Below are 22,580 nucleotides of genomic sequence, written 5' to 3'. Positions count from 1 at the left end.
GCATTTTACTAGCGAATATTATCACCAACACTCATTGACACAATTTGACTTAACTCTTGTAAGCTAAGCCCGCTATATTGACGCATTTCATTGAAAAATTGCTGCGTCGCTTGCAGTGACTTCTGACTTTGCAAGCCACCGTCGATAATCTCCTCAGCACGCAGTACCGTTTCGACATCTTTACTCAGTAAAAACGTATCTTTACCTAACACACGAAGTGCGTAAGGACCGGTATTCCCGCCGAGTCTCGAGCCATGCTTTTTCAAGTACAGCCACAAACCAACAATATTGTCTTCCGGCCAGTTTGCGACGAATTCACTAAAACGACCATGCTGTTGTTGCACTTCAAAAATCATATGGCAATTGTCAGCGATACTTTTTACCTTTTTAGCATTACGAATGATCCGTTCATCCTGACTACGTTGCTCATACATTTCAGGAGACATCATTAACAGCTTCTCGATTGAGAATTGCCAAAACACTTCTCTAAAGCCGTCCCATTTATTATCAACCACTGCCCAATAAAACCCGCTTTGGAATATCTTGCGCGTAAATTCTTCTAGCCATTGATCATCACTTAATGCCAATAACGATGTGGTACTCAATGGTTGACTAAGCTTCGCTTTTAACGCCGCCTCAGAGCCTTTACGCTCAGCAGCCCTATGATAAATTTTTTCGAATACTTTCATGCTCGTATATACGTCCGGTTTGCATTCCCTACAGAGTAACTGATCTCGGGGTTGGATGTGAGGTTTTTAGCGCAAATTACCTTTGAATCGTAGGCTAAAAATACGCACCATCTTATTGCATTTTTACTAAATATTTACAGCCAAGCTTCGTCAACTAGGTATCTAAAATTGCGCCGCAGCGCTGGGAAATGAGGACAAACCATGTTGAGTGAAATATCTGCTTTGCAATCCACCAATACAACGCTTGAGTCCATTGACTTATCACAACAAGCTTTTTTTGTTTCGGGCACACGGTGCCTCGTAACTCAACGGCCGCATCATAGGTTCACTACTCAGATAAAAGATCACGATGTATTAGTGAGCCAGTTAAAACGAGAGCTAGCAAAGTGCAGCAGCAATGATGCGATAGCATTCGGTGTGCTACCATTTTGCAAAACTCAACAAGCTCAATTTATTGTAACTGAGCAAGCGCACCAATATGATAAAGAGACTTTCAAGCAATGGTTAAACGCCAAAGGCACGCTTAAGCAGGACACTATGCCATCGCTTGAGCGTATCTCGCATAGACAATCACAGCATCACTATGAGAGTGCGATACGTGAAGCCAAAAAGCTATTTGCCAAAGAACAATTAGAAAAAATTGTTCTTGGCAAACAAGTAGACCTCTATTTTGATGCACCACTTTCACCGGAAACCATTCTGACAAATTTATTAACCCAAAGCCCTAGCGGTTTTCACTTCTCTTTTCCAACGGAACAAAATTCCACCTTGATGGGCGTGAGTCCAGAATTACTCTTACGCAAACATGGGCAAGCGGTTCTCAGTAATCCCCTTGCAGGCTCAGCTAAACGTTCAAATGATAAGGCTACGGAGTTTAAACTCAAACAAGCATTAATGGCATCAAAGAAAGATCGGTATGAACATGCTGTTGTATTGGTAGAAATGTCACAGGTTTTACAACCTTGGTGTCAAAAGCTTACCATACCCAGCTCGCCCTCATTGCTGAGCACAGCAACGATGTGGCACTTGTCCACAGAGGTTGAAGGTCAACTCGCCGACGCTAACACTCATGTATTAGCACTAGCCAACCGTCTACACCCTACGCCTGCACTATGCGGTAAACCGACTGCCGATGCCTATCCTTGGATCCACTCACTAGAAGGAGAAAGTCGTGACTTTTTCTCAGGGATCGTTGGTTGGTGTGACAAACATGGAAATGGTGAATGGGTGGTGGTTATCCGCAGTGGTGAGATAAGTGCGAATCATGCCAGACTATTTGCGGGAGCTGGTATTGTCGCAGCTTCTGATCCGACTGCTGAATGGCTAGAAACTGAAGCAAAACTTTCAACCATGCTAAATGCGCTTGAATCCAATCAGACTTACCATCAACTTAGCCAAATCAAGATGCGCGCAACTGCTTAACTACAAAACGATAAAAATGCCCAGCATTTTACTGGGCATATTAATTTTCGGAATTAACTTACCTGCGGTATTACACGTTTATAACAGCAGGTGCTAACCCAGTTAAAACTGGTAAGATACACTTGCTTTAATGTTTCTTCCTGGTTCATAGTCCATTAGGAATAATTCACCAAATACTGGGTGAAAAGAAACCCCGTTTTTAGAAGATTGTGAAGAGTAAAACTCATCAAACAAATTATCTACACCTAGACGAACATGCAAACTAGGTACTGATTCAGGCTGCCAGTGTGCGCTGATATTATGCACGGTGAAGCCATCTTTACTGTTGTCTAAGTCTGCGCCATAGAGATCGGTACCTTGTGCTACATCATCAACAACCATAAAATCCCAATTCAGCGTCAAGTTATACGCCGTAATTTGGTAAGTAAAGTCAGCTGAAATAGTATCGCCCTGCTCTCGCTCTAAACGCGCACCATCTAACGAGGCATACTGTGTAAATGCATCAAGTTCACTCTCAGAGTTAGAGTAAGTTAACTGGAAAGAAAACGCATCAAGCGCAAAACCAGCATAAGCTTCAAACCCATCTACAGTCATATCACCGACGTTGTCTTTCCACGTTTCACGGGGTGCGCCGCCAGGTAATGCTGCATTATCAAAAATATAGTCGTCAATTTGCGTTCTGAATATCGTTGCGCCTAAACGGAGTGTCTTGTTGGTCCCAACTTCACCATCATAGGCAATCGAAAACTCGGTATTAACGCCCGTTTCCGCTTCAATGTCTTGATTGCGGTTATCACCTAAACCAGCACCAACAAATACCTCACTTATCTCTGGGCCTTTAAATAGCTCAGTCGAACTTAACTTCACCATTAGATTTTCATTAAATTGATACTCAGCAGCCAATGATAAAGAAAATTCCGAATAATCATTGTTCACTGTGCCTGAATCTATATCGTAGCTATCGTGCCTAACACCAGGAATAACCGCCAAACCATTACCAAAATCAATTTTGTCCTGAATGAAAAAGGCTAGATTTTTCGCACTTTCTTCAGAGTGCTTTGAACCACCTGATGCAATAGCTAGATCGTACTGAGTATCGTGCTTCACATAATCTGCACCATAAGTGAAGGCATGCTCTTCTTCGGCAAAAAGCCCTGTTACCAGTGTTTCACCAAGCAAATTTAGCCCCGTATTTTCAGCTTCACCCGTCACTTCTCCAGCGTACGCTTGGAACCTAGGAGAAGGAGACATAGACCAACCTGATTCGTCGCGATAAAGTTCACTGGTATTGGAATATAAGCTCGCCTTTAATGAAGAGTTTTCGCCCCAGTTAAGATCATAGCTCAGCGTAATTGTGTCTCTTGTAAACTCTGTCGGCCATAACAAAGGGATCTGCAAGCTATTGGTAATAGCAACATCTGTCGCTAAGCCCATATCAGGGCGATAACTGTAGTCACCTTCATCTTTATAAGTCTCGAAACTCAGTGCAAGACGTTGGTTGTTATTAATATTCCAACCAAATTTAATTAGCGCATCAGAAACTTCACCTTCAAGACCTTTTACCTCACCATCAGTACCAGCAACGACTTCATCGTTTTGGTCTAAGATCTTGCCACCACCCACTTCGTAATTATCACGCTCAACATGGTTGTAATATGCAAGAAAGTCGACATCATCGGTCAACAAACCAAAACCCGTTACCGAGTAATTATGCCCGGCATTGTCTGCAGCCCCTGCTGAAACACGAACGGCAAAGCGATCGTCACCAGAAAGCAATTCACGTGCTTCTTTTGTTTCGAACCGCACTGAGCCACCAAGACCGCCGTTAATTACTGAGTTAGTGCCCGTTTCAATATCTACTGACTTTAGAATATCAGCATGAATTTGAAGGTTACCCATGTGGTGGTACATGTAAGTATTTTGTGCTGCACCATCTATTGAAATTTTAAGATCTTTGTCATCCATACTACGGATAGTGATTCGCTGGTTCAGCGAGTGTGCACCACCGACATCAATGCCAGGAATAGAGCGAAGTAAATCAGAAATATGGTCTGCTTGTTTATCCGCAATTTCTTGTTCTTTTAAATACAGTGCAGAAGTTTTTACCGCAGTTGACCAAACTTCTATTCTTTCTATTTTACCTGCATCACCTGAGTCAGCCAAAGCTGGTGCTGATAGTACCCCCGCGAGTGCTAAAGCGAGGGTTGAAGGGCGAAAGCCTAACTGCTTAGTGCGAGAAACCAACATAAATATCCTTTAAATTTTGATGTTAATACGAATCACTCGCAATATTGTACACTTTTACTTTTGTTGCATTTTGAATATTAGTTATGCAAAATCGTCAATCTATTATGCGTTTTAGAAAATTGTGGCACTTACTATGGAAGGGAATATTTCCAACGCGGAGCTCAACAACAAGTTGTTATTGGCGAGCGGATTAAACTGCCGTATCAACGGCTTTGATATTGAGCAACTTATTGCGATTGGTCGACTCTCTTTTTTGCCATTGAGCGATGACCTTCAACTTCATACCTGTCAATGTATCGAGCAGCAGCAAACTAGCAGCTGTGCAGAATTGCAACCAAGTGTGAACATTACTGTATTGCTTAAAGGCGTTGTGGAATTTAGAGTTGCGAATAAATATTACCGTTTCAGCGCTGAAAACGCACCTCAGGCATTTGTCAACCTCATCACTCAGCCCGAGCCTTTCACTCGCTATCTGCAAAAACACCAAGAAGTAGAAAAGGTCACACTGAGCGTCAGTCCTCGCTGGCTCGTTGCGAGACTGTCACAGCAATATCAATCTCTATTTACCACCACGAAAGTGATTGAGTTACCGCTACAAGCAAAAGCAATTTCGCTGTCACAACAACTGCTTCAAACCCCAAAACAACCAAGCTTAGCTGAACGTTTGGAGTGTGAAGGTGTTGTGATGCAATGGTTGAGCTGCTTTCTTCCCCACTTGATAGACAGTAGTAACCAGAGCCACGTGATGTATAAACAGCCCTTTCACTCAGATATAGAGGTCAAAAAAAATAAGATCATCGATTTATTGTCGGAAGGAAAAAGTGTTGAGCAGGTCGCATTAGAGCTTGCTATGAGCTTAAGCAGCTTACAGCGTTTCTTTAAACGCAGCTTTAACACAACACCAAAACAGTACGTTAAACAAAGCAAGCTCAATAAGGCACGACATGCGTTGTTAGTTGAAGGCTTGTCGATTGGAGAAGCGGCATATTTGGCACATTATGACCATGTTGCCAACTTTATTGCTGCATTCAAAAAGCAATTCGGTGTCACTCCGATGCAGTTTGTAAAAGCGCATCGCAGCGACACTCTGGGAGCAACTTCAGGTTAAAGTAATTAGTCGAGTTGCTTTAACCATGTTTTTTGATTTAATAGATAAATCCCTGCCACCAAGACTGCAACTGAAGCGATAGTCATTGCTAGATAAATGAAGAATAACTGAAACCCTAGGCTGGCTATCATCGGTTCAAACAACACAGGGCTAATAAATTGCCCGGTAAAGTAACAGGTTGTCATAATCCCCATCGCTTTTCCCCGCATCGGTGGCGGAACAAATTCGAATAGCCAAACTACTAGGTTTGGTCGAATAAGGCCAAGACCCGCGCCGATTACAAAGCTAGCACAAACGATGCTACTAAAAGTATTTACAAAACCAAGTAACGAAAATCCAGTTGCAACAATAAGCCAGCCAACTAAATGTGCTTGCTTAATATTCAAGTACTGTCTAACCCGACCATAACCCATAGAGACGCATGACATCGCGAATAAAAAGCCCGCTATTACTAAGCCTATAGTGCTGGCTGATGCTTGCTGAGCAGACAAATAAAAAGGCAAATGAATCGTTAATCCATACAGTACTATAATTTCTACCAGTGCTAGTGTACAGCACAGCAAAAAAGTTCGGTTCATCCAACTACTTGGTAGTGATTGAGTTTGTGGTGGCAGGCTAACTGGCGGCACCTTTACCCAAAGCCATACCCCTGGTAGTACCAAAAGTGCGAGTGAGTAAATAGCAAAAACCCAGGTCCAATGCTGCTCTGCTAAAAAACCTGCAAGCGCCAAGAATAGTACGCCACCAAAGCCACCAAAGGCAGCTTGCAATCCCATAAACTGAGAAAATTTGGGCCCTTCGAAGTAACGTCCTGCGATCGTTGTGCCACTCACCATAATAAAAGCAACAGCGACTCCCATCATCGCTCGACTACCAAGGATCAGCCACAACGAATCCTGCCAGTAATAGCCTAGTCCACCACTAAGTACGAACAATATTAGTGCGTTCACTAGTAATTTTTGACTATTCCATTTGTCGACTAAACTTCCTGCTATTGGCGCACAAAGTGCTATCACGAGACCAGGTAATGCTAAGGTCATTTTGGTCCAAAATGCAGCATGTTCAATACCTGAGAAAGCCACTGTCATCGCTGGTAATGCTGGCGCTAGAGTCGCACTAGCAAGCACCGTCATGGTACTTGCTAATAGCAAAAACCAAGTCGCTAATCGCGTTTGATTCATGCTGGACCTCCAATACGTTTGCGAGCGCTCGCCACCGCTTTAAGATAATCCTCAAAAAGCTCGTGCTCATCAAACCGAGTACTACGCCCTGCTTTCACCACTAAATCACCAGCCACCATTACAGAATCTACATCAAGACTTGACCCTGTAACAATAAAAGTTCTCAGTGGATGACCAGAAAGCTTGTAGCGATAGTCATCATTGTTCACTAGCACTAAATCTGCCTGCTTACCCACTTCAATTGAGCCAATTTGTTGCTCCCACCCCAACGCTTTTGCTGCATATAAAGACGCTGTTTTTAAGGCTAAGGTAGGTGGGCAGGCGGTATTACAATTTTGTGCTTCGTTGTGCCCAAGGTGTGCCCCCCGCATGGCTTCACACATACCACCGATAAACGAGATATCGCCATCGGTACTGCTAGAAACCCATACACCATCTTTTAAAAAACGCCCTATCTGCCCAGTTTCACTGATTGTTGCCTCACCAAGCATGCCGTAGTGCGCTGGTGAATGACAGATATTAACACCCGTTTCAATAAGGCGTTGATACTCATCCTCGCTTGCATAAGCTGTGTGCACAGCTAATAGCTTGTCAGTAAGTAATCCCATGGCATCAAAGCGCGCGATAGGCGAGCGACCAAATACGCGTTCAACTTCAGCACGTTCATTTTTTAGCGGCGCTAGGTGTGTGGCATAGGGTACTTGGTATTGCTGGGCGATACTAGCCAGTGCTTCTAGCTGTTTGTCAGAACTACCAAAAGCCCCCATCACGGAAGGCATCGCACCCACAAGTCCTGAGCTATGATTATCCCAAGTTTCGATAAGTGATAGCCAATCCGCTGTTTGTAGCTCGGTATCAGCAATGATAGTGGGTGTCGACTTATGCGCTTCCAGCATTATATCCGACCCCCAACGACTCACCCTTAACCGCATACCTAAATCAATCGCAGCAAGCGCCATTGCGTCAGCTTTATTTGCCGAACCAACATCCCCCAGCGCAGTTGTACCCGAACGCAGTTGCGTCCACATACTCCAACGGGCGATGGCTAAACCTTCCTCTAGCGTCAACTTATCTCCCACGGTGGAGATAAAGCCAAACATGGAACCTAGTGCTTGAATATTACCACCATTTGAATACGCAGTGGCCTCTAAGTGGGTGTCATCAGGTGACTCAGCATTTGGCGCGACAAAACTTTCATGCCAATGAGGATTGATAAGGCCTGGTAGCATTAACTTACCTTGACCATCAATCCGTTGATCGAAGTTACGAGGTTGTTCTCCATCCTCACCCAGCGCTTCAATATGTTTGCCGTGAACAAGTAACCAACCTTTTGGGTAAACAGTATCTCTTGTGTCTGCAGTGTAGATAAAAACATTATCAATTAGCGTGCGCAGTGCATTGTTCTGCGGCTTGTTACAAACCGCTTTTAAGCTTTCAAGTTCACCAACCTGAGCACTACCAAATGCAGCACTTCCTGAAGCGCCAGCAAGTGCTGCAAAGCGCTGTGTCGACAAGCAAGAACAAACCATTAGCTGGCATCCTGAGAATCAAAAAGGCCTGCTTCTTTCATCGCTATTAGTGATGCCCTAACTGCGGCTATTGTTTCGTTGATATGCGCTTCAGTATGTGCGCCACAAATAAAATTCACTTCACGGCGCATAAGCACACCACGTTTTGCCATTTCAGCTAGGAAAGGTACTGCAAACTTTACGTGCTCTTGCGGATCTTTGGCAAATAAGAACATCGGAATTGGGTCATAACCAACTACTTTGAGTGGCACACCTAACTGCAGTGAAACCTGATTAACCTCTGCTTTTAAAATTGCGCCAAGTCTTGCTATATGCTGAGTGAATTCAGTGCGTTGATATTCCTTCAATACAGCATCACACACTGCTAGCGAGAGCATTTCGCCACCAAAAGTAGTCGATACTTGCAGCTCATTAATCCGCGACATCAACTCACGCTTGCCTGCCACAGCAGATAAAGGCATCCCCGCCGCAATACCCTTAGACAAGGTCACTAAATCAGCCTGAATATCGAAGTATTCTTGCGCACCGCCGGGTGCTAATCTAAAGCCCGTTACCACTTCATCAAACACCAAGATCACACCATGCTCACTACAGATCTCTCGCAGCTGTTGTAGGAATGGTTTTTCTAATACACGATTATACGGAACCGATAACAGCACCACCGCTAGCTCATCTTTTCTTGCAATGATCTTTTCAATGATTTTTGGTTCATCTGCAGGCGAAAACAATGGCATGCGATGAGTTAACCCTGCAATAACAGCTGGTACTCCTGGAGTGTCAAACATGTACTGATCATGCCAACCGTTATAACCTACCGTCATAATTTCATCCCGACCTGTCACGTGACGGGCGAGTCTTACCGCTGCAGAGTTAGCATCTGCACCCGTTTTAAAAAAGCGAACTTGTTCGGCATTTGGGATCACTTCAATTAAGGTTTTCGCCGTCTGCACTTCGATAGGTGTAGGCAACGAATGAATAATGCCGTTGTGCAAGTGCTCTGTAATTGTATTGACAACAACAGGGTGATTGTGACCTAAAGTATTGGCCGCTAAACCACAAATAAAGTCGATATATTGATTACCATCAACATCGGTGACAATGGCTCCCTCTCCCTTGCTCAGATAAACCGGGAAAGCCCCTGGTGCAAATTGCTCTGGCTTTTTCATCATTGATTGAGTAAAACCCGCGATCACTTGTTCACCTTCGGTTTGAAGTTGCTGAGATTGCGTCAAAGAAAGTGTTTGATTATTCATATATTCCTCGAAAATTAATGTCCTAGTGTCGCCCCACCATCAACCAACAGATTAGCCATGGTGATGTGTCGAGCTTGGTCACTGAGTAAAAACAAAATACTGTTTGCGATATCCGTCGCTGAAGCGATACGACCTAGTGGAATACCTAATTTGAATTGCGTTAAATCGCCTTGAATGGTTTGCTCAGCACCATTTTCATCGCGCCATAGCTGCTGCTGCATTTGAGTGTCGGTAGACCCCGGCGCAACTAGGTTACACCGAATGTTAAACGGTGCGACTTCTAGGGCTAGCGTTTTAATCATCGCACTCAAGGCCGCTTTTGAAGCGCAATAACTTCCCATATTCACTCTAGGTGTGCTAGCTGCATTACTGCTCACAGCAACGATGGCACCACGCTTTCTTATCCGCATCTTATTCGCCACCGCCTGACATAAATAAAATGGCCCATGGCAATTTACGGCAAACGTATCAAGCCACTGGGCATCGCTTTGTTCTAGCAGCGTTCCCATGTGCAAAATACCAGCGACACTGGCAACATACTCTAGTGCACCGAGCTGGATTTCAATTTCCTCAACTACGGTTTGCACAAGGTTTTTGTTAGTAACATCAAGATGGATTTGGAAGTGATTAGCCGTTACTTCTTGGAGTTGACTCGCGGCAATAGCAATATCTGCCGCAACTACAATCGCTCCGCGTGCTAATAGTTGCTCGACCAGTGCTTTACCTATGCCCTGATAAGCTCCCGTCACCAACGCAATACGCCCTGTAAATTCACATTCATTGGACATCTAGTACACCTCATCCATGATTTCATGGCGGCGTTCATGATAGGTTTCTTCATCCTGACCGCGACGCCAATATGGAATGGCATACAGTTGTTTTTTTGATAACCCAAAACCTTGAATAAGCTGCTTACGACACGCCAGTACTGCACCATTTTCGCCAGCAATAAAAGCACTGATAGAAGTCACACCTGAGGGTATTGCAACATTTGCAATTGCTCTTGCAAGTTGTTCACAGTCACCACTTTGACGCAGCAACCAATGAATATTGACACCTGATGGTGCAGTAATAGTATGCTTATCATCTAATGAATCTATTTCAATAAAGACTTCAGCTCGTCGCTCTGCCTCAAACCCCTCGAGCAGCGCGCTAATCGCCGGAACAGCTGTAAGATCGCCTGCAAGCACGTGCCAATCCGCATCCGCTAGCAATGGATCTGGCCCACCAGGCCCTGCAACCCCAAGTTCAGCGCCAACGTCGGCATTGACCGCCCAGCCAGATGCTGGACTGTGGGAGCCGTGCACTACAAAATCAATATCCAATTCATTGCTGTCTGGTCGATAAGCTCGCACCGTGTAAGCCCTTGTCACCGGGCGATCCGTCGGCCAAACAATTTTACCGCTATCATCACGTGTTGGGAGTGATAATGTGCCGGTTGTTCTATTTGCGAAGAATAGCTTGATATGCGCACCATCATAACCGCTTGGGAAGCCATGTAACGCTTCGCCAGAAACGGTGATCCTCAACAAGTGTGGCGTGATATAGCGCTTGGCTACACAAAATACACGGCGAGGACCGCTAGGTGGAACTGGTTGTCGTTGCTTCATGACAACTCCTCTTTCGATTCAGAAAATTTAGCCTGTAATGTCTGCAGTCGTTTATACGCTTCAGGATGGTGTTCAATTTTTAGCAAGTTGCTGGTAAAGGCATAAATGAGGTAGCGCGCTAAGTCGGCCTTTACAAAAGACTGCAAACTCGCATCGTGTTGGAGACTTGCTGAGATAAAACTCTGATTGCTCGCAACCAATGTCGTCGCTTTTTGTGATTGCTGCGGCTGACTTGTAAAGAAACTCGCAATCGCTAGGTCTTCTTCATCTTGTGACTGTTCAAGAACAGCCAACCAGCTCAACAAAGATTCCACGTTGAAAACAAAACCAAAATCGATAAGCCATTGATACAATTCCGGTAACGACACTAAAGTTTGCGGTGTCACGTTAAAGACAGCCGCAGTAGTAGGCGTTAAAGTTTGTGCGCTGACAAATTTGGCAACTCTATCTACAGGCGTCCACGGCTCAGACACAGCAAGCTCAGGCAAACGATGAAACTTAAGTCCAGAGCGCAAGATGCGCCATACCAAGTCATTGTGGTTAATATAGCCACTTTGTTTGGCCCCCGTAACTCGTGCTAAGCGATATACTTGTGCTGCTACCCCCTGTTGAATAGCGGTTTCTACCATCGCTTCCGCAACCCATTTTGATTGCTGATAACCATCGTGAAGGCCACTATGATAAGGAATAAACGCCTCATCAAGAGGCACTCCGGACTGTGGTGCGACCGCAATAGTCGAGACGTGATTAAATGGCAAACTAAAATATTTCGCGAACATCAATAATTCCGCTGTCGCATCTGTATTTGCCACTTTTAAGCTACTGTAATCACGTAACACAGAGGTATGCGCTGCATTGTGTAATATTCGAGTCACGCGCATGCCCAGCTGTTGATAGTCTGCATCACTCAACCCAAGTTGTGACGAGGCAATATCTCCAAGCAACAGCGTTATCCTAGAACTATCTATTTCACCAAGGTTTTGCATGTCGAAGGCTTGCTGTAACCGTTCGAACCCATGCTCTATGTTATTAGCTCTTACACTGCAAATTACACTTAGATCCGGCTTCGCAAGTAAATGCGCCAGTAACTGCGCACCAACAAATCCCGTCGCACCGGTCAGCAACACCGTTTCCTCACTAGTTTCAGTTAGTGTATGCGGTTGAACCTGCAACAGCCTATCTCTAAATTGAGCAAGGTCTGCTTTTATCGTTGTCGCGATATTCGCGTTCGTCTTGTGTGCTAATTCATCACCAAGCTGTAGTGCATTACACAAGTCGACGAGTTTAGGATGCGCAAATAAAAATGCGACATTCACCGTTTTATTAAGTAGTTGTGTTAGCCGCCCTGCAACTTGAATACATTGGAGTGACTGCCCCCCAATGCTGAAAAAGTTATCGGCTAACCGGACATTACTCACGCCCAGAACTTCCCGCCAAACGGCAGCTATCTGTGTTTCAAAGTCACTCATAACCTCAGCGTCACAGGCGGCATTTTGCTGCTCAGATAATCGCTTGCGATCGATTTTATTGGCCGGTGTTTTAGGTAAAGCTTCATATTGATAAAGCTGTGCAGGTAACATTGGAGCGGGTAACTGCTCACTCAGCACTGTGCGTAAATCATTTAACGCCAATGCGGTGGTACTCACTATATGCGCCGCCAAAGCAGTTGCACTACCTTGCGCATTCTTAACCACAGTCACCGCGGCTTCAAGAATGGCAGGAACACTCAATAGCACAGCTTCAATCTCACCAATTTCAATCCGGTAGCCACTGATTTTTAACTGGGCATCGACGCGGCCAAGATATTCAAGTTGCCCACTTTTATGCATCCGCACAATGTCTCCGGTACGGTAAGCCGCTATGCTCCGCATAGCTTGCGGATCCCAAAATGAAACAAACGCAGCAGCAGTTTGCTCGGCCAGACCCAAATAACCGCTCGATAAACCCACGCCCGTAAGCCAGAGCTCCCCGCGCTCGCCAAATTTTGCGATCTGGCCTTTTTCACGCATTACCACAGCACCGCGTCCGGGTAAGGGCAAACCAATTAAGTTTGGATTTGTTGCTTTACTGAGATCAATGGCAGTAGCAACGACTGTAGCTTCCGTCGGGCCGTAAGTGTTAAGTAAACGTACAGACTGTTTAAACTGCTCACGCCACGCTTCTACACGCTGACGATTAACCGCCTCTCCGCCTATAATGATGGTATGAATTGACGCAGGAAGCATACGGCGAGTCGCGCACAGGTGTCGACAAAGCTCATGCCAGTAAGCGGTAGGTAAATCGAGTATAGTAATACGTTGGTTTTCTAGTTCGGCAAGAAAATCCTCAAAAGACTCCAACATGGCGTCATTACGCAGTATCAACGTCGCACCGGCCGTCAAAGTAACAAAGACTTCTTCAATACAGGTATCAAAATGAAAGGGCGCAAACTGTAATACTCTATCTTGAGCACCTACTTGATAGGCCAGACGTGCGCCACTTACAAAACCTGCCAATGCGTCGTGGCTTATCTGCACCCCTTTAGGCTTACCCGTGGAACCTGAGGTATAGATTAAATAGGCTTGTTCTAATAAAGGAAGTATTGATGGGGTGGCAGCAAACGCTTCAAGCTGAGCATTTGCAAGTTCGCTTGCAATATTAAGCTGTGTAACGCCAGCGTCGCGGATCTCAGCTAACCCTTCACTACTATCATCCACCAATGCTAGGCATGGCTTAGCATCAGCGATAATACTACGATTACGCGCAGAAGGAGCATCGCTATCAATAAAAACGAAGCGGTGCTGCGCAGCAAATACGGCCCACATTGCAATCACTGTATATTGGCTACGAGGCAGTGCTAGTAATACGGTACCATCATCGACGGAAGCTTTGACTCTAAGGCGTTTTGCTAGCCATAGCACTTGCTGTACTAACCGCTCATAGCTAATAGCATGTCCATCTATCGTCTGAACCGCTATTGATTTAGGCGACTTCCTTGATAACTCCAACAAACAACTAAGTACGTCACTCTGCTCCACAGGTGCTGGAGTCTCGCTTATCGCAAAGTCCCGATTGGTAACGCGTAATGGCATTTGCAAGTCCACAGCAACTGCATGGAGAAACTGCAACGTTTCACTTTGTATACTCAACAACTCAGCTTTACTATAGCCACTTTGGTTACCTTCAATCTCGAAACGAATACTGCCGTCCATTTGCTTGATAAAAATAAATGCAATGTCCTCAACAGGCCCAGCAGACACAGTATGACTTGTCACCGCTTCACCCTGGCAGGTTTCATGACGTTCAAAAGGTAAAATATTAACAACTGCACCAAACAATCTTGTTGGCAATTGCAAGGTCACAGCTTCAGCTTTTAAATCTTCATAACGATATCGAAAATGCCTTCTAGCTTGACGCAATTGCTCACTGACCTGACGGATTAAACCTTCAAAACTCTCAACAAGCACAAAGTCCACTGGAACCGGTACAATATTCATATGCATGCAAGGCGTATTCGCAGCTTTTGATGCCATACGATTGGCAACAGGCATGCCCATGATCGTTTTCGCCACCCCAGTGCGTTGATAGACAATAGCGCTAACCACGGTCAGTAATAGTTCAGACCAGTTGGCGTCGACCGAATTGGCTCGAGCCTCCAACTGATTGAGCAAAGTTGCTGATAATTGCGTCGTAACCTTTTCCTTGTCCGCCTCTGTATTTAACACTTGTGTTGTCAGGGCTGCAGCATTATCCAGACCTTGCAGCTGCTGGTGCCAATACAGCCTATCCTGCTGATACCACTTGCTTTGACGGTACTGACTATCTTCAGTGATGACAGCTTGATATTGAGTTTCATCAGCCGTAACTTGAGCCCCCTCATAGGTCTGAATCACTCGATTAGAAACCAGCGCAAAACTAAAGCCATCCATCGCAATATGATGCGCACCAAGTGCCCAATAGTAGTGGTTAGTGGCAAGTCGGATTAACACATGACGATATAAGTCGCCATTGGCTAAGTCATAAGACTGAGCTTGCCACTTTATCAAAAGCTGCTGTGCTGCAAACGCTGCATCATCGCTTTCTGACAAGTCGATATAGTCGCCCAACTTTGCCACTCGCTCAGCTTCGCTGAGTAATTGAGTTGTCGGCACGCCTTGATGTTCAATAAAGCGTACATTGATTGCCGTCGTACTTTGTAGCACTCTAGAAGCAGTTAACAGCCAATCTTCAGCATTTATTGGCACGTTTAACTCAACATACTCAGCAGTGTTATAGCGCGTACTAGTAGGCTGTTTTGCCTGCCCAAGCCAAATCCCAAGTTGCGCAGCGGTTAAAGGCCAATTACTCATGCAGGTTCCATCGCCAGCGGTGCTTTGCCCACTAGAATTTCATACCACTCATTAAGTGTGGTGCTTTCTGCAAGTTCAGCTAGCGTAATATCGATGCCTTGCGCCCGCCACTGATCAATCAATGTCATTACGCGAATGGAATCTAATCCTAGATAGAGTAAATTTTCTTCAGGATCAACCTCTTCCACATCAATGCAAAGCAATGCTGCAATCGCCTCCTGCATCGAGTCCAAAGATAACTTCTGTTGTGTATTTTGTGGCGTGCACGCAGCAATAACCTCGTCCAACAATTGCACCTGCCCACAACGAGAAGAAACATACTCCATCGCATGGAGATGTTCTGCTTCACCAAAGTCTGCGACAGCATCCGCAACAACGAATGCTTTTACGTCATACATAAAGGCGTCTAATGCCGTAGATAAGATACCGATATGGGCATAAATTCCACAGATAATAAGCTGGTCTCGACCTTGTGCCTGCATATCCTCAAGTACGGTACTACGTTTAAATGCGCTGTAACGCCACTTGGTATAAACCTTATCATCGGCAGTTGGAGCAAGTGCAGGTAAAATACTCGTGTCTTGCTCAGTCAGACCAGTTCCCCAAAAATCGGTTAGCAGCGCTCTATCTTTCGGATCTTGATTTGCGGGCTGTGCAGTATACACAACAGGAATACCAGCAGCTTTGGCTGCTACGATTAAATTACTAATTTGTTGGATCAAAGACCGCATCGGTGCTTGCGTTGTATCATAGAAATTCACAAAATAAGATTGCATATCGTGAACCAATAGCACCGCTTTGCTCGGGTTAATTTTCCACTCAGTGCGATTTTCCGGGCGGCTTGATGGTAATGGATATGAAGAAATACGTGGGATTGCCATGAGTTTATCCTATTGAGTATTATGCAGTTTGTGATGAGGTAAGTAGATTAGCGATATGCTCACGCAACGCGCGTTTATCGATCTTTCCAACTTTCGTTTTTGGTAGTGACGCAATAAATTCAAAGCGGTCAGGATACTTGTAATCAGCGAGCCCACGACCTCGAACAAAACGGTTGAGCGTTGCCCTTGTGAGTCGTTGGTCAAGCTCTTCTCGCGGCACGACAAATGCGCATATACGCTCACCCAACAGACTATCTGGCATTGCAACAACCGCACAATCATGAACCGCAGGATGTGCCAATATTTGGTTCTCGACTTCTTCTGCTGCGACCTTTTCGCCACCTTTATTGATTTGATCCTTATCGCGGCCCTCAACAATTATGTCGCCCGATGCAGTTTGTTTAACCACATCACCACTACAGTAAAAACCATCTTCAGTAAATGCAGCTAAGTTATGAAGTTCAGCGTTTAAATAACCACGAAATGTATAAGGTCCTTTAGTCGTTAATAACCCAGCCTCTCCTTGAGGTACTGGTTGATTATTCTCGTCGACGATACGGATTTCGTCAGCTGCACTCATTGGTCGACCTTGTGTATGATGTCGCGTCCATTCGTCATCATCGAGACGGGTATAGTTGACAAGTCCTTCCGCCATGCCAAATACCTGCTGCAACGTCACAACAAGCTCTTTTTCCATTCTGGCAGCGAGGGTGGCACTGAGCTTAGCTCCACCGACTTGGAGCACAGTTAACGAGCTTAGGTCATAGCGTTGTCGCTCTCGGGAATCGAGCCACAACGAAACCGCAGGGGGAACCAAAGCGGCCCAATTTGGTTTATGGGCCTCGATCAGCCTAAAACAGCTGCTTGGTGAGGGTTCTGGAGCACAGATCACTGTACCACCAGCGTAAAACACTCCCAATGCGCCGGGTGAACTAAGCGGAAAATTGTGTGCGGCAGGTAGAGCGCAAAGGTATCGCGTTTGTTTATTCCATTGACACACTTCGACACTTTGGCGAACACTATAGTAATAATCATTGTGGGTACGAGGGATCAACTTAGGTGTACCTGTGCTTCCCCCCGACAATTGAAAGAATGCCACATTGTCCGCTTGATGCTTACGAAAAGGCAGAGAATCAAAATGCTCAAAGCATGCAGAAGCATGCAGCTTTTCACCAAGCTCTTTCGCCCAAGTACTTTGACCACGCAGCAGCACATACTGTAGCTGTGGTGTACACGCTTTTAACTGTTCAAAGAATTGACTATCACCAAACAGAGAATGCTTTGTGTCCGCAATGATCAACTTTGGCTGCAGAGCAGCTGCGTAATGTGTTAACTCGACTTGGTTATGATTCATCAAAGCATTAACAGGTAACACTGCCAGCTTTTGTAAAGCAAAAAATACCACATAGAATTCGTAGCAATTAGGCAATTGCACAATAGCGGTGTCACCGGCACAAAGTCCTTGCGCAGCCAAATAACTCGCCAGTCTCGTCGCCTCTTTTTCCAAGCATGCATAGGACTTCTCGATATCGTTATCGATAACGGCAATTTGAGTCGGATTTTCTTGTACTTGACGCTCTAAGATCTGACTTAACTCTTCATCTATCCAATATCCAAGATTGCGATATCGCTCTGCATCCTCAACAGGCCAACTAACACAACTTTTTAACATAAATACGACCTTATGAAATTTCCTATGTGGGTTATTTCGTTATGCAAAATCCATTCGGCGTTTAGAAAAAATAATGAAATTAAAAATACCACTTAATTATCAAAATCTTAACCCCAAACACCGAGCTCCAATTTGCCGCTAACCCCCTAATGACGATTGCCCCTAAGATTAATTTAGAAAAATTTAAAATAATTCTCATAACTGTTCATATTTTTACCTACGCACCTTTTGATGACACAAACGTTACAAATAAGTAAATTAAAATTCGATTTAGCTATTGACAAAAACCCGATAAAAAACCTAGGATCTAATTGAGAATTATTTTCATTATTAATCGTAGAGGGATAAAATGGCAGCAGTGTTGCGCTCAGATAATACGGTAGATGTTCGTCGTTGGGCCGATATAATTGAAGTACAAAGGGAGAAATTGACTGCATATTTAACCTCAATTCTTCACTGCCAATACCTCGCAGAAGACGCTTTACAGGAAACGTATATTCGTCTGTCAAAAATGCCTGATGAACAAGAGCAAGCCATTAGCAATCATGTGGCTTACTGCTATCAAACAGCAAGAAATATCGCAATTGATATGGTAAGGAAAAAATCAAAGGAAAGCTGGGTTAGCTTAGATAGCGCACTGCTAGGACAATACACTGATAAGCAAGTCAGTGCTGAAGAAACCTTAATTGAGCAAAATCTAGATGGTCGTATGATGCAAGCGGTAAGCTCTCTATCAAAACGCCACCAGAACATTCTAAGCTTGTATAAACGTGGTGATTACAAGCAGAAGGATATTGCCAAGATATGTGCAATTTCACCGACGTTAGTGAATTTTATAATTCAAGAAGTGATTGTAACGTGTCAAACCGTATTAGCACACTAAGTATCTAAACCAGCTTGAACGCGTAATTTGGCAGCAATGAAATCAGGGTGAGCAACATAAAACAGCCCGGCTATTTTCCTAATGATATGGTCTTCATGGCTGTCGAGCTCGCCATCAGCATAAGCAACGTGCCACAATAGCTCAATGATCTCGATGCGCTCAATGTCGCTAGTGTGATTATTCACTTGCTTGGCAAAAGAATACATATCTACCGCCTGTTCCACCAATTGCTGTGCTTGCGTTATCAGTGCACTCACTTGTGGTTCAGGCAATTCACAACGTGTTTTGAGTAGCTCCGCAATTTTATCGAACTCCGACTGTTGTAGTTTGCCGTCCGCTCGCATCACTTCAACCAGTAATGCAGCAAGCGCGGTATTAAAGTCGATTTCTTGTTTCGGTGATGATTCCTGCAAGCTTTGAAATAGTTTTTTAAGTTGGTTAAGCAAGTAGCTAATCTCCCATGTGATATACTGTAAATGTAGCAGACTAAAAGGACAGTTATGCGTAAGTTATCATTGAGACTAAATTCATTAAAGCTAAGTTCCCTAGTCGTAGGTGTAACACTGCTCTCGGCGTGCCAATATACACCGGTTCCACGAGGCGAACCTGAAAAGCTCTATGACTTTGACCATAAAGTACATTATGAGCAAACCACGTATAACGATGACCACTTTCGACTGGCAATTAAGCCAGATAGTTATGCGCATTTTAGGCAACAAAGCGTATTTTTGCTGCGCCATGCCAAACGCTTATGCCAAGGCAGTAACCCACAATTGACATTACTCGGAGGCGTTCAAGGCTTTGATAAGATGCCATTAGAGCCACGACCTTATCAGAATGACTTAACGGTAGACGTAAAATGTGTGGCCAAGTAGCCACACATTTTTGTTAGCGCTATAAATTTGTTTTCGTTACTCGCTCTGGGTTTAGTCTTTATACCAGTTGTATTAAGTAAATGATCTATCTTGAAGCGGGAAAATAGCTTTAGTAGCAAGGCAAAAATTTTGCTATTTAGTTGTTCTAAAAGAGAAATTTTTAACGAAGCTAATATGCTATTTCACCCTTCAAATTGATTAGAGAATTAATTCAATTGGTATTATATCCCCAAGGCGCTGTTGGTGCAGCGACAGGTTTCGTTAAATCAAAGTCCACTCGGAACTCTCGCCCTTCACGCACTAAACGATAGGTAAACTGCTCTGGATAGATATACATCTGCCATGTATTTCCGACTGACTGTGGGATCCCTTGCTGGACGAATAACTGTTTTGAGTATTCATCAGCCGGGAACGACTGCACGGTATTAAATCCCGCATCTAGGGTATGACCACCATACATAGTAGAGACATCGTCGCTGCCATCTTCATGGCGGTGATCGTGCTTTAAGCTCAAACCACTCCCTGTTTTGGTGATGATCCAAGTTCTTGAAGCATCTTTTCCTACATGAAAGGGAACTTGAAGCTCAGCGTCACTGCATTTACGAACGTGCATCACAAGGCGCGCATCACTAAAGCTGCTTGGCCCTTGATTATCCACCGTTACTTTACCTTCGTAGGCTTTACCACAATGCGCTTTAATAGCGTCAAAAAATGCATCATGGCTTGGGATGGAAACCAGCGGGGCAGGACGTGCGAAGGCTGCGCAGCTCAAGGTTGCGAGTAGCGCTAAAGTTAATTTTTTCATTAGAGACACCTAAAACAAATAAAGCCAGAGCTTAATCAGCTTCTGGCTTTGTAGCAAAATTATTCGACCAAATTGAGTAAACAGCTATTATTGCCAAGGTCTTATCGTAGCAAGCTGCTGCTCAAAGGCATCAATTTGGGCATTTAATAATTCGGTCTCACCGATAAAGTCAAGGCCACTCAAGAGGCGTGCTTTGATGTCTTCTCGCACCTCAAAGTCAATTGGTGCAATACCCACCCCGCTTATCTGCTGCGCTTCTAGGTCAATACTCAAATGTACTTGTGATTGTTGCTCGCATGCATCGAAGAGCGCATCTAACGTGCTGGCTGGTAACGCAATGCAAAGCATTTGGTTATTACCACAATTGTTAAAAAAGATATCGGCAAAGCTCTCGGCTAAGATCACCGTAAAACCATATTGCTTTAGCGCCCATGGAGCATGCTCACGAGACGAACCACAACCAAAGTTGTCACGGGTTAACAAGATTGACGCGCCCTGATATTGTCGATAGTTAAGCACAAAGTTCGGATCTGGCTGGCCATCTTCAAGATAGCGCCAATCATAAAACAGCGCTTTATCAAACCCATCGCGGCTGGTTGAAGTTAAAAACTGCTTGGGAATAATTTGGTCTGTATCAACATTGTTTTTGTCTAATGGCGCAACTAGGCCCTGATGAAACACGCTCATGACGCCTCTCCTCGAATATCAGTAAAGTGACCTGCAATTGCCGCTGCGGCAGCCATTGCTGGACTCACCAAATGCGTACGACCGCCTCGCCCTTGGCGCCCTTCAAAATTACGGTTTGAGGTCGATGCACAGCGTTTTTCTGCGCCAAGACGATCATCATTCATCGCCAAGCACATAGAGCAGCCCGGTTCACGCCACTCAAACCCCGCAGCTTTGAAAATATCGGCTAAGCCTTCTTGTTCGGCTTGCTGTTTTACTAATCCTGATCCCGGGACGATAAGCGCTTCAACGCCTGCCGCTACGTGCTTGCCCGCCACCACTTGTGCCGCCGCACGCAAATCTTCAATACGGCTATTGGTGCAAGAGCCAATAAATACGGTGTCGACTTTGGCATCGCTTAGCCTTTGTCCTGCTGTGAGGCCCATATATTTCAGCGCGCTGCGCATCGCATCCGCTTTGACTAAATTAGGTTCATCGTCAGGGTTAGGTACTAGATCATTAATCCCAATGACTTGTTCTGGACTGGTCCCCCAGGTTACTTGAGGTTGCACACTGTCAGCATCCAGCTCCACAACACGATCAAATACAGCATCCGGGTCGCTATGCAAGGTTTGCCAATAGCGCACCGCAGCATCAAAGTCTTCGCCTTGAGGTGCAAATGGGCGACCACGTAAATACGCAAAGGTTTTCTCGTCAGGTGCGATCAAGCCAGCTTTCGCCCCCATTTCAATACTCATATTACAGAGCGTCATCCGCGCTTCCATCGATAGCGCTTCGATCCCCGTCCCACAAAACTCAGCCACATAGCCAGTGCCACCAGCTGTGCCTAATTGCCCAATCACAGCGAGGATCAAGTCTTTTGCAGTCACGGTAGGACGCAAGACGCCATTCACTTGAATTTTTAACGATTTGGCTTTTTTCTGTTGTAATGTTTGCGTGGCCAGCACGTGCTCAACCTCTGATGTACCAATACCGTGAGCCAGCGCACCAAATGCACCATGCGTTGAGGTATGGCTATCGCCACATACAATTGTTGTACCCGGTAAAGTGATCCCTTGCTCAGGTCCCATTACGTGCACTATGCCTTGGTTAATCGAATTCAAATCGTAAAGTACAATACCAAACTCTTCACAGTTTTGTGCCAACGCTTGTAGCTGGTTTTTGCTCACCTCGCTGGCAGCATCAATCGAGCGGCTCTTGGTCGAGACATTATGGTCCATTGTCGCAAAGGTTTTTTCTGGACATCTTACCGGACGATTCTGCTCTCTTAAGCCCGCAAATGCCTGCGGTGAAGTGACTTCGTGTACTAGATGACGGTCAATGTACAAGAGATCGGTTTGCTCGTTTAATTTAGCAACCACATGGGATTGCCAAATTTTATCGTATAATGTTTTTGCCACTTTCTCTTAC

Annotated in this window: 18 protein-coding genes; 4 read left to right on the top strand and 14 right to left on the bottom strand. The window is 44.9% G+C overall.

Annotated elements, in window-relative coordinates; translation table 11 throughout:
• Positions 1-8 precede the first annotated feature (8 nt).
• Positions 9-689, bottom strand: a complete 681-nt coding sequence (locus tag A587_RS0122025) for a DNA-3-methyladenine glycosylase I (protein ID WP_017219320.1) — start codon at positions 687-689, stop codon at positions 9-11.
• 201 nt (positions 690-890) lie between these two features.
• On the opposite strand from A587_RS0122025, the gene A587_RS0122020 reads away from it, so the two are divergent.
• A complete protein-coding gene (locus tag A587_RS0122020; RefSeq protein WP_017219319.1) occupies positions 891-2,111 on the top strand; it encodes an isochorismate synthase in 1,221 nt (406 codons plus the stop codon).
• A 102-nt stretch (positions 2,112-2,213) separates the two neighbouring features.
• On the opposite strand, the gene A587_RS0122015 is transcribed toward A587_RS0122020, so the two are convergent.
• Positions 2,214-4,358, bottom strand: a complete 2,145-nt coding sequence (locus tag A587_RS0122015) for a TonB-dependent receptor domain-containing protein (RefSeq protein WP_017219318.1) — start codon at positions 4,356-4,358, stop codon at positions 2,214-2,216.
• A gap of 133 nt (positions 4,359-4,491) precedes the next feature.
• Between A587_RS0122015 and A587_RS0122010 the strand changes: the two genes are divergently transcribed.
• A complete protein-coding gene (locus tag A587_RS0122010) occupies positions 4,492-5,466 on the top strand; it encodes a helix-turn-helix domain-containing protein (RefSeq protein ID WP_017219317.1) in 975 nt (324 codons plus the stop codon).
• A gap of 5 nt (positions 5,467-5,471) precedes the next feature.
• Here A587_RS0122010 and A587_RS0122005 read toward each other — a convergent pair whose 3' ends face one another.
• The 8 genes from A587_RS0122005 to A587_RS0121970 are packed head-to-tail and all read right to left on the bottom strand — an operon-like array spanning position 5,472 to position 17,920.
• Complete coding sequence (locus A587_RS0122005; protein ID WP_017219316.1) at positions 5,472-6,647, bottom strand: MFS transporter; 1,176 nt, start codon at positions 6,645-6,647, stop codon at positions 5,472-5,474.
• On the bottom strand, positions 6,644-8,176 hold the full coding sequence (locus A587_RS0122000) for an amidohydrolase family protein (RefSeq protein ID WP_017219315.1): 1,533 nt from the start codon (positions 8,174-8,176) through the stop codon (positions 6,644-6,646). The genes A587_RS0122005 and A587_RS0122000 overlap by 4 nt, the downstream gene beginning before the upstream one ends.
• Positions 8,176-9,429 (bottom strand): aspartate aminotransferase family protein, encoded by a 1,254-nt coding sequence (locus A587_RS0121995; protein ID WP_017219314.1) that lies wholly within the window; start codon positions 9,427-9,429, stop codon positions 8,176-8,178. The genes A587_RS0122000 and A587_RS0121995 overlap by 1 nt, the downstream gene beginning before the upstream one ends.
• Before the next feature lie 14 nt (positions 9,430-9,443).
• Entirely contained in the window at positions 9,444-10,217 is a 774-nt protein-coding gene (dhbA, locus tag A587_RS0121990; RefSeq protein WP_017219313.1) for a 2,3-dihydro-2,3-dihydroxybenzoate dehydrogenase, read from the bottom strand.
• The gene (locus A587_RS0121985) at positions 10,218-11,039 is read right to left on the bottom strand and encodes a siderophore-interacting protein (protein ID WP_017219312.1); all 822 of its coding nucleotides are present in this window, start codon (positions 11,037-11,039) and stop codon (positions 10,218-10,220) included. It abuts the gene before it with no gap.
• Entirely contained in the window at positions 11,036-15,367 is a 4,332-nt protein-coding gene (locus A587_RS0121980; RefSeq protein ID WP_017219311.1) for a non-ribosomal peptide synthetase, read from the bottom strand. Before A587_RS0121980 ends, A587_RS0121985 begins: the two co-directional genes overlap by 4 nt.
• Positions 15,364-16,248 (bottom strand): isochorismatase family protein, encoded by an 885-nt coding sequence (locus A587_RS0121975; RefSeq protein WP_017219310.1) that lies wholly within the window; start codon positions 16,246-16,248, stop codon positions 15,364-15,366. Before A587_RS0121975 ends, A587_RS0121980 begins: the two co-directional genes overlap by 4 nt.
• A gap of 19 nt (positions 16,249-16,267) precedes the next feature.
• Positions 16,268-17,920, bottom strand: a complete 1,653-nt coding sequence (locus A587_RS0121970; protein ID WP_017219309.1) for a (2,3-dihydroxybenzoyl)adenylate synthase — start codon at positions 17,918-17,920, stop codon at positions 16,268-16,270.
• Positions 17,921-18,269: 349 nt separating this feature from the next.
• Here A587_RS0121970 and A587_RS0121965 point away from each other — a divergent pair, with 349 nt between their 5' ends.
• On the top strand, positions 18,270-18,803 hold the full coding sequence (locus A587_RS0121965) for an RNA polymerase sigma factor (RefSeq protein WP_017219308.1): 534 nt from the start codon (positions 18,270-18,272) through the stop codon (positions 18,801-18,803).
• On the opposite strand, the gene A587_RS0121960 is transcribed toward A587_RS0121965, so the two are convergent.
• Positions 18,800-19,249 carry a TerB family tellurite resistance protein gene (locus A587_RS0121960; protein WP_017219307.1) on the bottom strand — a complete coding sequence of 150 codons (450 nt, stop codon included), beginning with the start codon at positions 19,247-19,249 and terminating at the stop codon, positions 18,800-18,802. The two genes, A587_RS0121965 and A587_RS0121960, sit on opposite strands and share 4 nt — an antisense overlap.
• A 54-nt stretch (positions 19,250-19,303) precedes the next feature.
• Here A587_RS0121960 and A587_RS0121955 point away from each other — a divergent pair, with 54 nt between their 5' ends.
• Complete coding sequence (locus tag A587_RS0121955; protein WP_017219306.1) at positions 19,304-19,678, top strand: hypothetical protein; 375 nt, start codon at positions 19,304-19,306, stop codon at positions 19,676-19,678.
• A 211-nt stretch (positions 19,679-19,889) separates the two neighbouring features.
• Here A587_RS0121955 and A587_RS0121950 read toward each other — a convergent pair whose 3' ends face one another.
• The 3 genes from A587_RS0121950 to leuC form a co-directional block, all read right to left on the bottom strand.
• Positions 19,890-20,483 carry a hypothetical protein gene (locus A587_RS0121950; protein WP_017219305.1) on the bottom strand — a complete coding sequence of 198 codons (594 nt, stop codon included), beginning with the start codon at positions 20,481-20,483 and terminating at the stop codon, positions 19,890-19,892.
• 87 nt (positions 20,484-20,570) lie between these two features.
• A complete protein-coding gene (gene leuD, locus A587_RS0121945; RefSeq protein WP_017219304.1) occupies positions 20,571-21,170 on the bottom strand; it encodes a 3-isopropylmalate dehydratase small subunit in 600 nt (199 codons plus the stop codon).
• A complete protein-coding gene (gene leuC / locus A587_RS0121940; protein WP_017219303.1) occupies positions 21,167-22,570 on the bottom strand; it encodes a 3-isopropylmalate dehydratase large subunit in 1,404 nt (467 codons plus the stop codon). The genes leuD and leuC overlap by 4 nt, the downstream gene beginning before the upstream one ends.
• Positions 22,571-22,580: the final 10 nt, after the last annotated feature.

The organism is Pseudoalteromonas sp. NJ631 (assembly GCF_000276645.1).
In the GTDB taxonomy this organism is placed as follows: Bacteria; Pseudomonadota; Gammaproteobacteria; order Enterobacterales; family Alteromonadaceae; genus Pseudoalteromonas; species Pseudoalteromonas piscicida.
The sequence above is the reverse complement of the archived record's forward strand: the minus strand, read 5'-3'. Positions and strand labels throughout refer to the sequence as shown.

What these genes read in the sequence shown, in the direction of transcription:
- A587_RS0121985 (WP_017219312.1), bottom strand. Translation starts at nt 11,039, where the DNA reads ATGAAGCAACGACAACCAGTTCCACCTAGCGGTCCTCGCCGTGTATTT.
- A587_RS0121995 (WP_017219314.1), bottom strand. Translation starts at nt 9,429, where the DNA reads ATGAATAATCAAACACTTTCTTTGACGCAATCTCAGCAACTTCAAACC.
- A587_RS0121975 (WP_017219310.1), bottom strand. Translation starts at nt 16,248, where the DNA reads ATGGCAATCCCACGTATTTCTTCATATCCATTACCATCAAGCCGCCCG.
- leuD (WP_017219304.1), bottom strand. Translation starts at nt 21,170, where the DNA reads ATGAGCGTGTTTCATCAGGGCCTAGTTGCGCCATTAGACAAAAACAAT.
- A587_RS0121965 (WP_017219308.1), top strand. Translation starts at nt 18,270, where the DNA reads ATGGCAGCAGTGTTGCGCTCAGATAATACGGTAGATGTTCGTCGTTGG.
- A587_RS0121950 (WP_017219305.1), bottom strand. Translation starts at nt 20,483, where the DNA reads ATGAAAAAATTAACTTTAGCGCTACTCGCAACCTTGAGCTGCGCAGCC.
- A587_RS0122020 (WP_017219319.1), top strand. Translation starts at nt 891, where the DNA reads ATGTTGAGTGAAATATCTGCTTTGCAATCCACCAATACAACGCTTGAG.
- A587_RS0122025 (WP_017219320.1), bottom strand. Translation starts at nt 689, where the DNA reads ATGAAAGTATTCGAAAAAATTTATCATAGGGCTGCTGAGCGTAAAGGC.
- A587_RS0121980 (WP_017219311.1), bottom strand. Translation starts at nt 15,367, where the DNA reads ATGAGTAATTGGCCTTTAACCGCTGCGCAACTTGGGATTTGGCTTGGG.
- A587_RS0121955 (WP_017219306.1), top strand. Translation starts at nt 19,304, where the DNA reads ATGCGTAAGTTATCATTGAGACTAAATTCATTAAAGCTAAGTTCCCTA.
- A587_RS0122005 (WP_017219316.1), bottom strand. Translation starts at nt 6,647, where the DNA reads ATGAATCAAACGCGATTAGCGACTTGGTTTTTGCTATTAGCAAGTACC.
- A587_RS0121970 (WP_017219309.1), bottom strand. Translation starts at nt 17,920, where the DNA reads ATGTTAAAAAGTTGTGTTAGTTGGCCTGTTGAGGATGCAGAGCGATAT.
- A587_RS0122015 (WP_017219318.1), bottom strand. Translation starts at nt 4,358, where the DNA reads ATGTTGGTTTCTCGCACTAAGCAGTTAGGCTTTCGCCCTTCAACCCTC.
- A587_RS0122010 (WP_017219317.1), top strand. Translation starts at nt 4,492, where the DNA reads ATGGAAGGGAATATTTCCAACGCGGAGCTCAACAACAAGTTGTTATTG.
- dhbA (WP_017219313.1), bottom strand. Translation starts at nt 10,217, where the DNA reads ATGTCCAATGAATGTGAATTTACAGGGCGTATTGCGTTGGTGACGGGA.
- A587_RS0122000 (WP_017219315.1), bottom strand. Translation starts at nt 8,176, where the DNA reads ATGGTTTGTTCTTGCTTGTCGACACAGCGCTTTGCAGCACTTGCTGGC.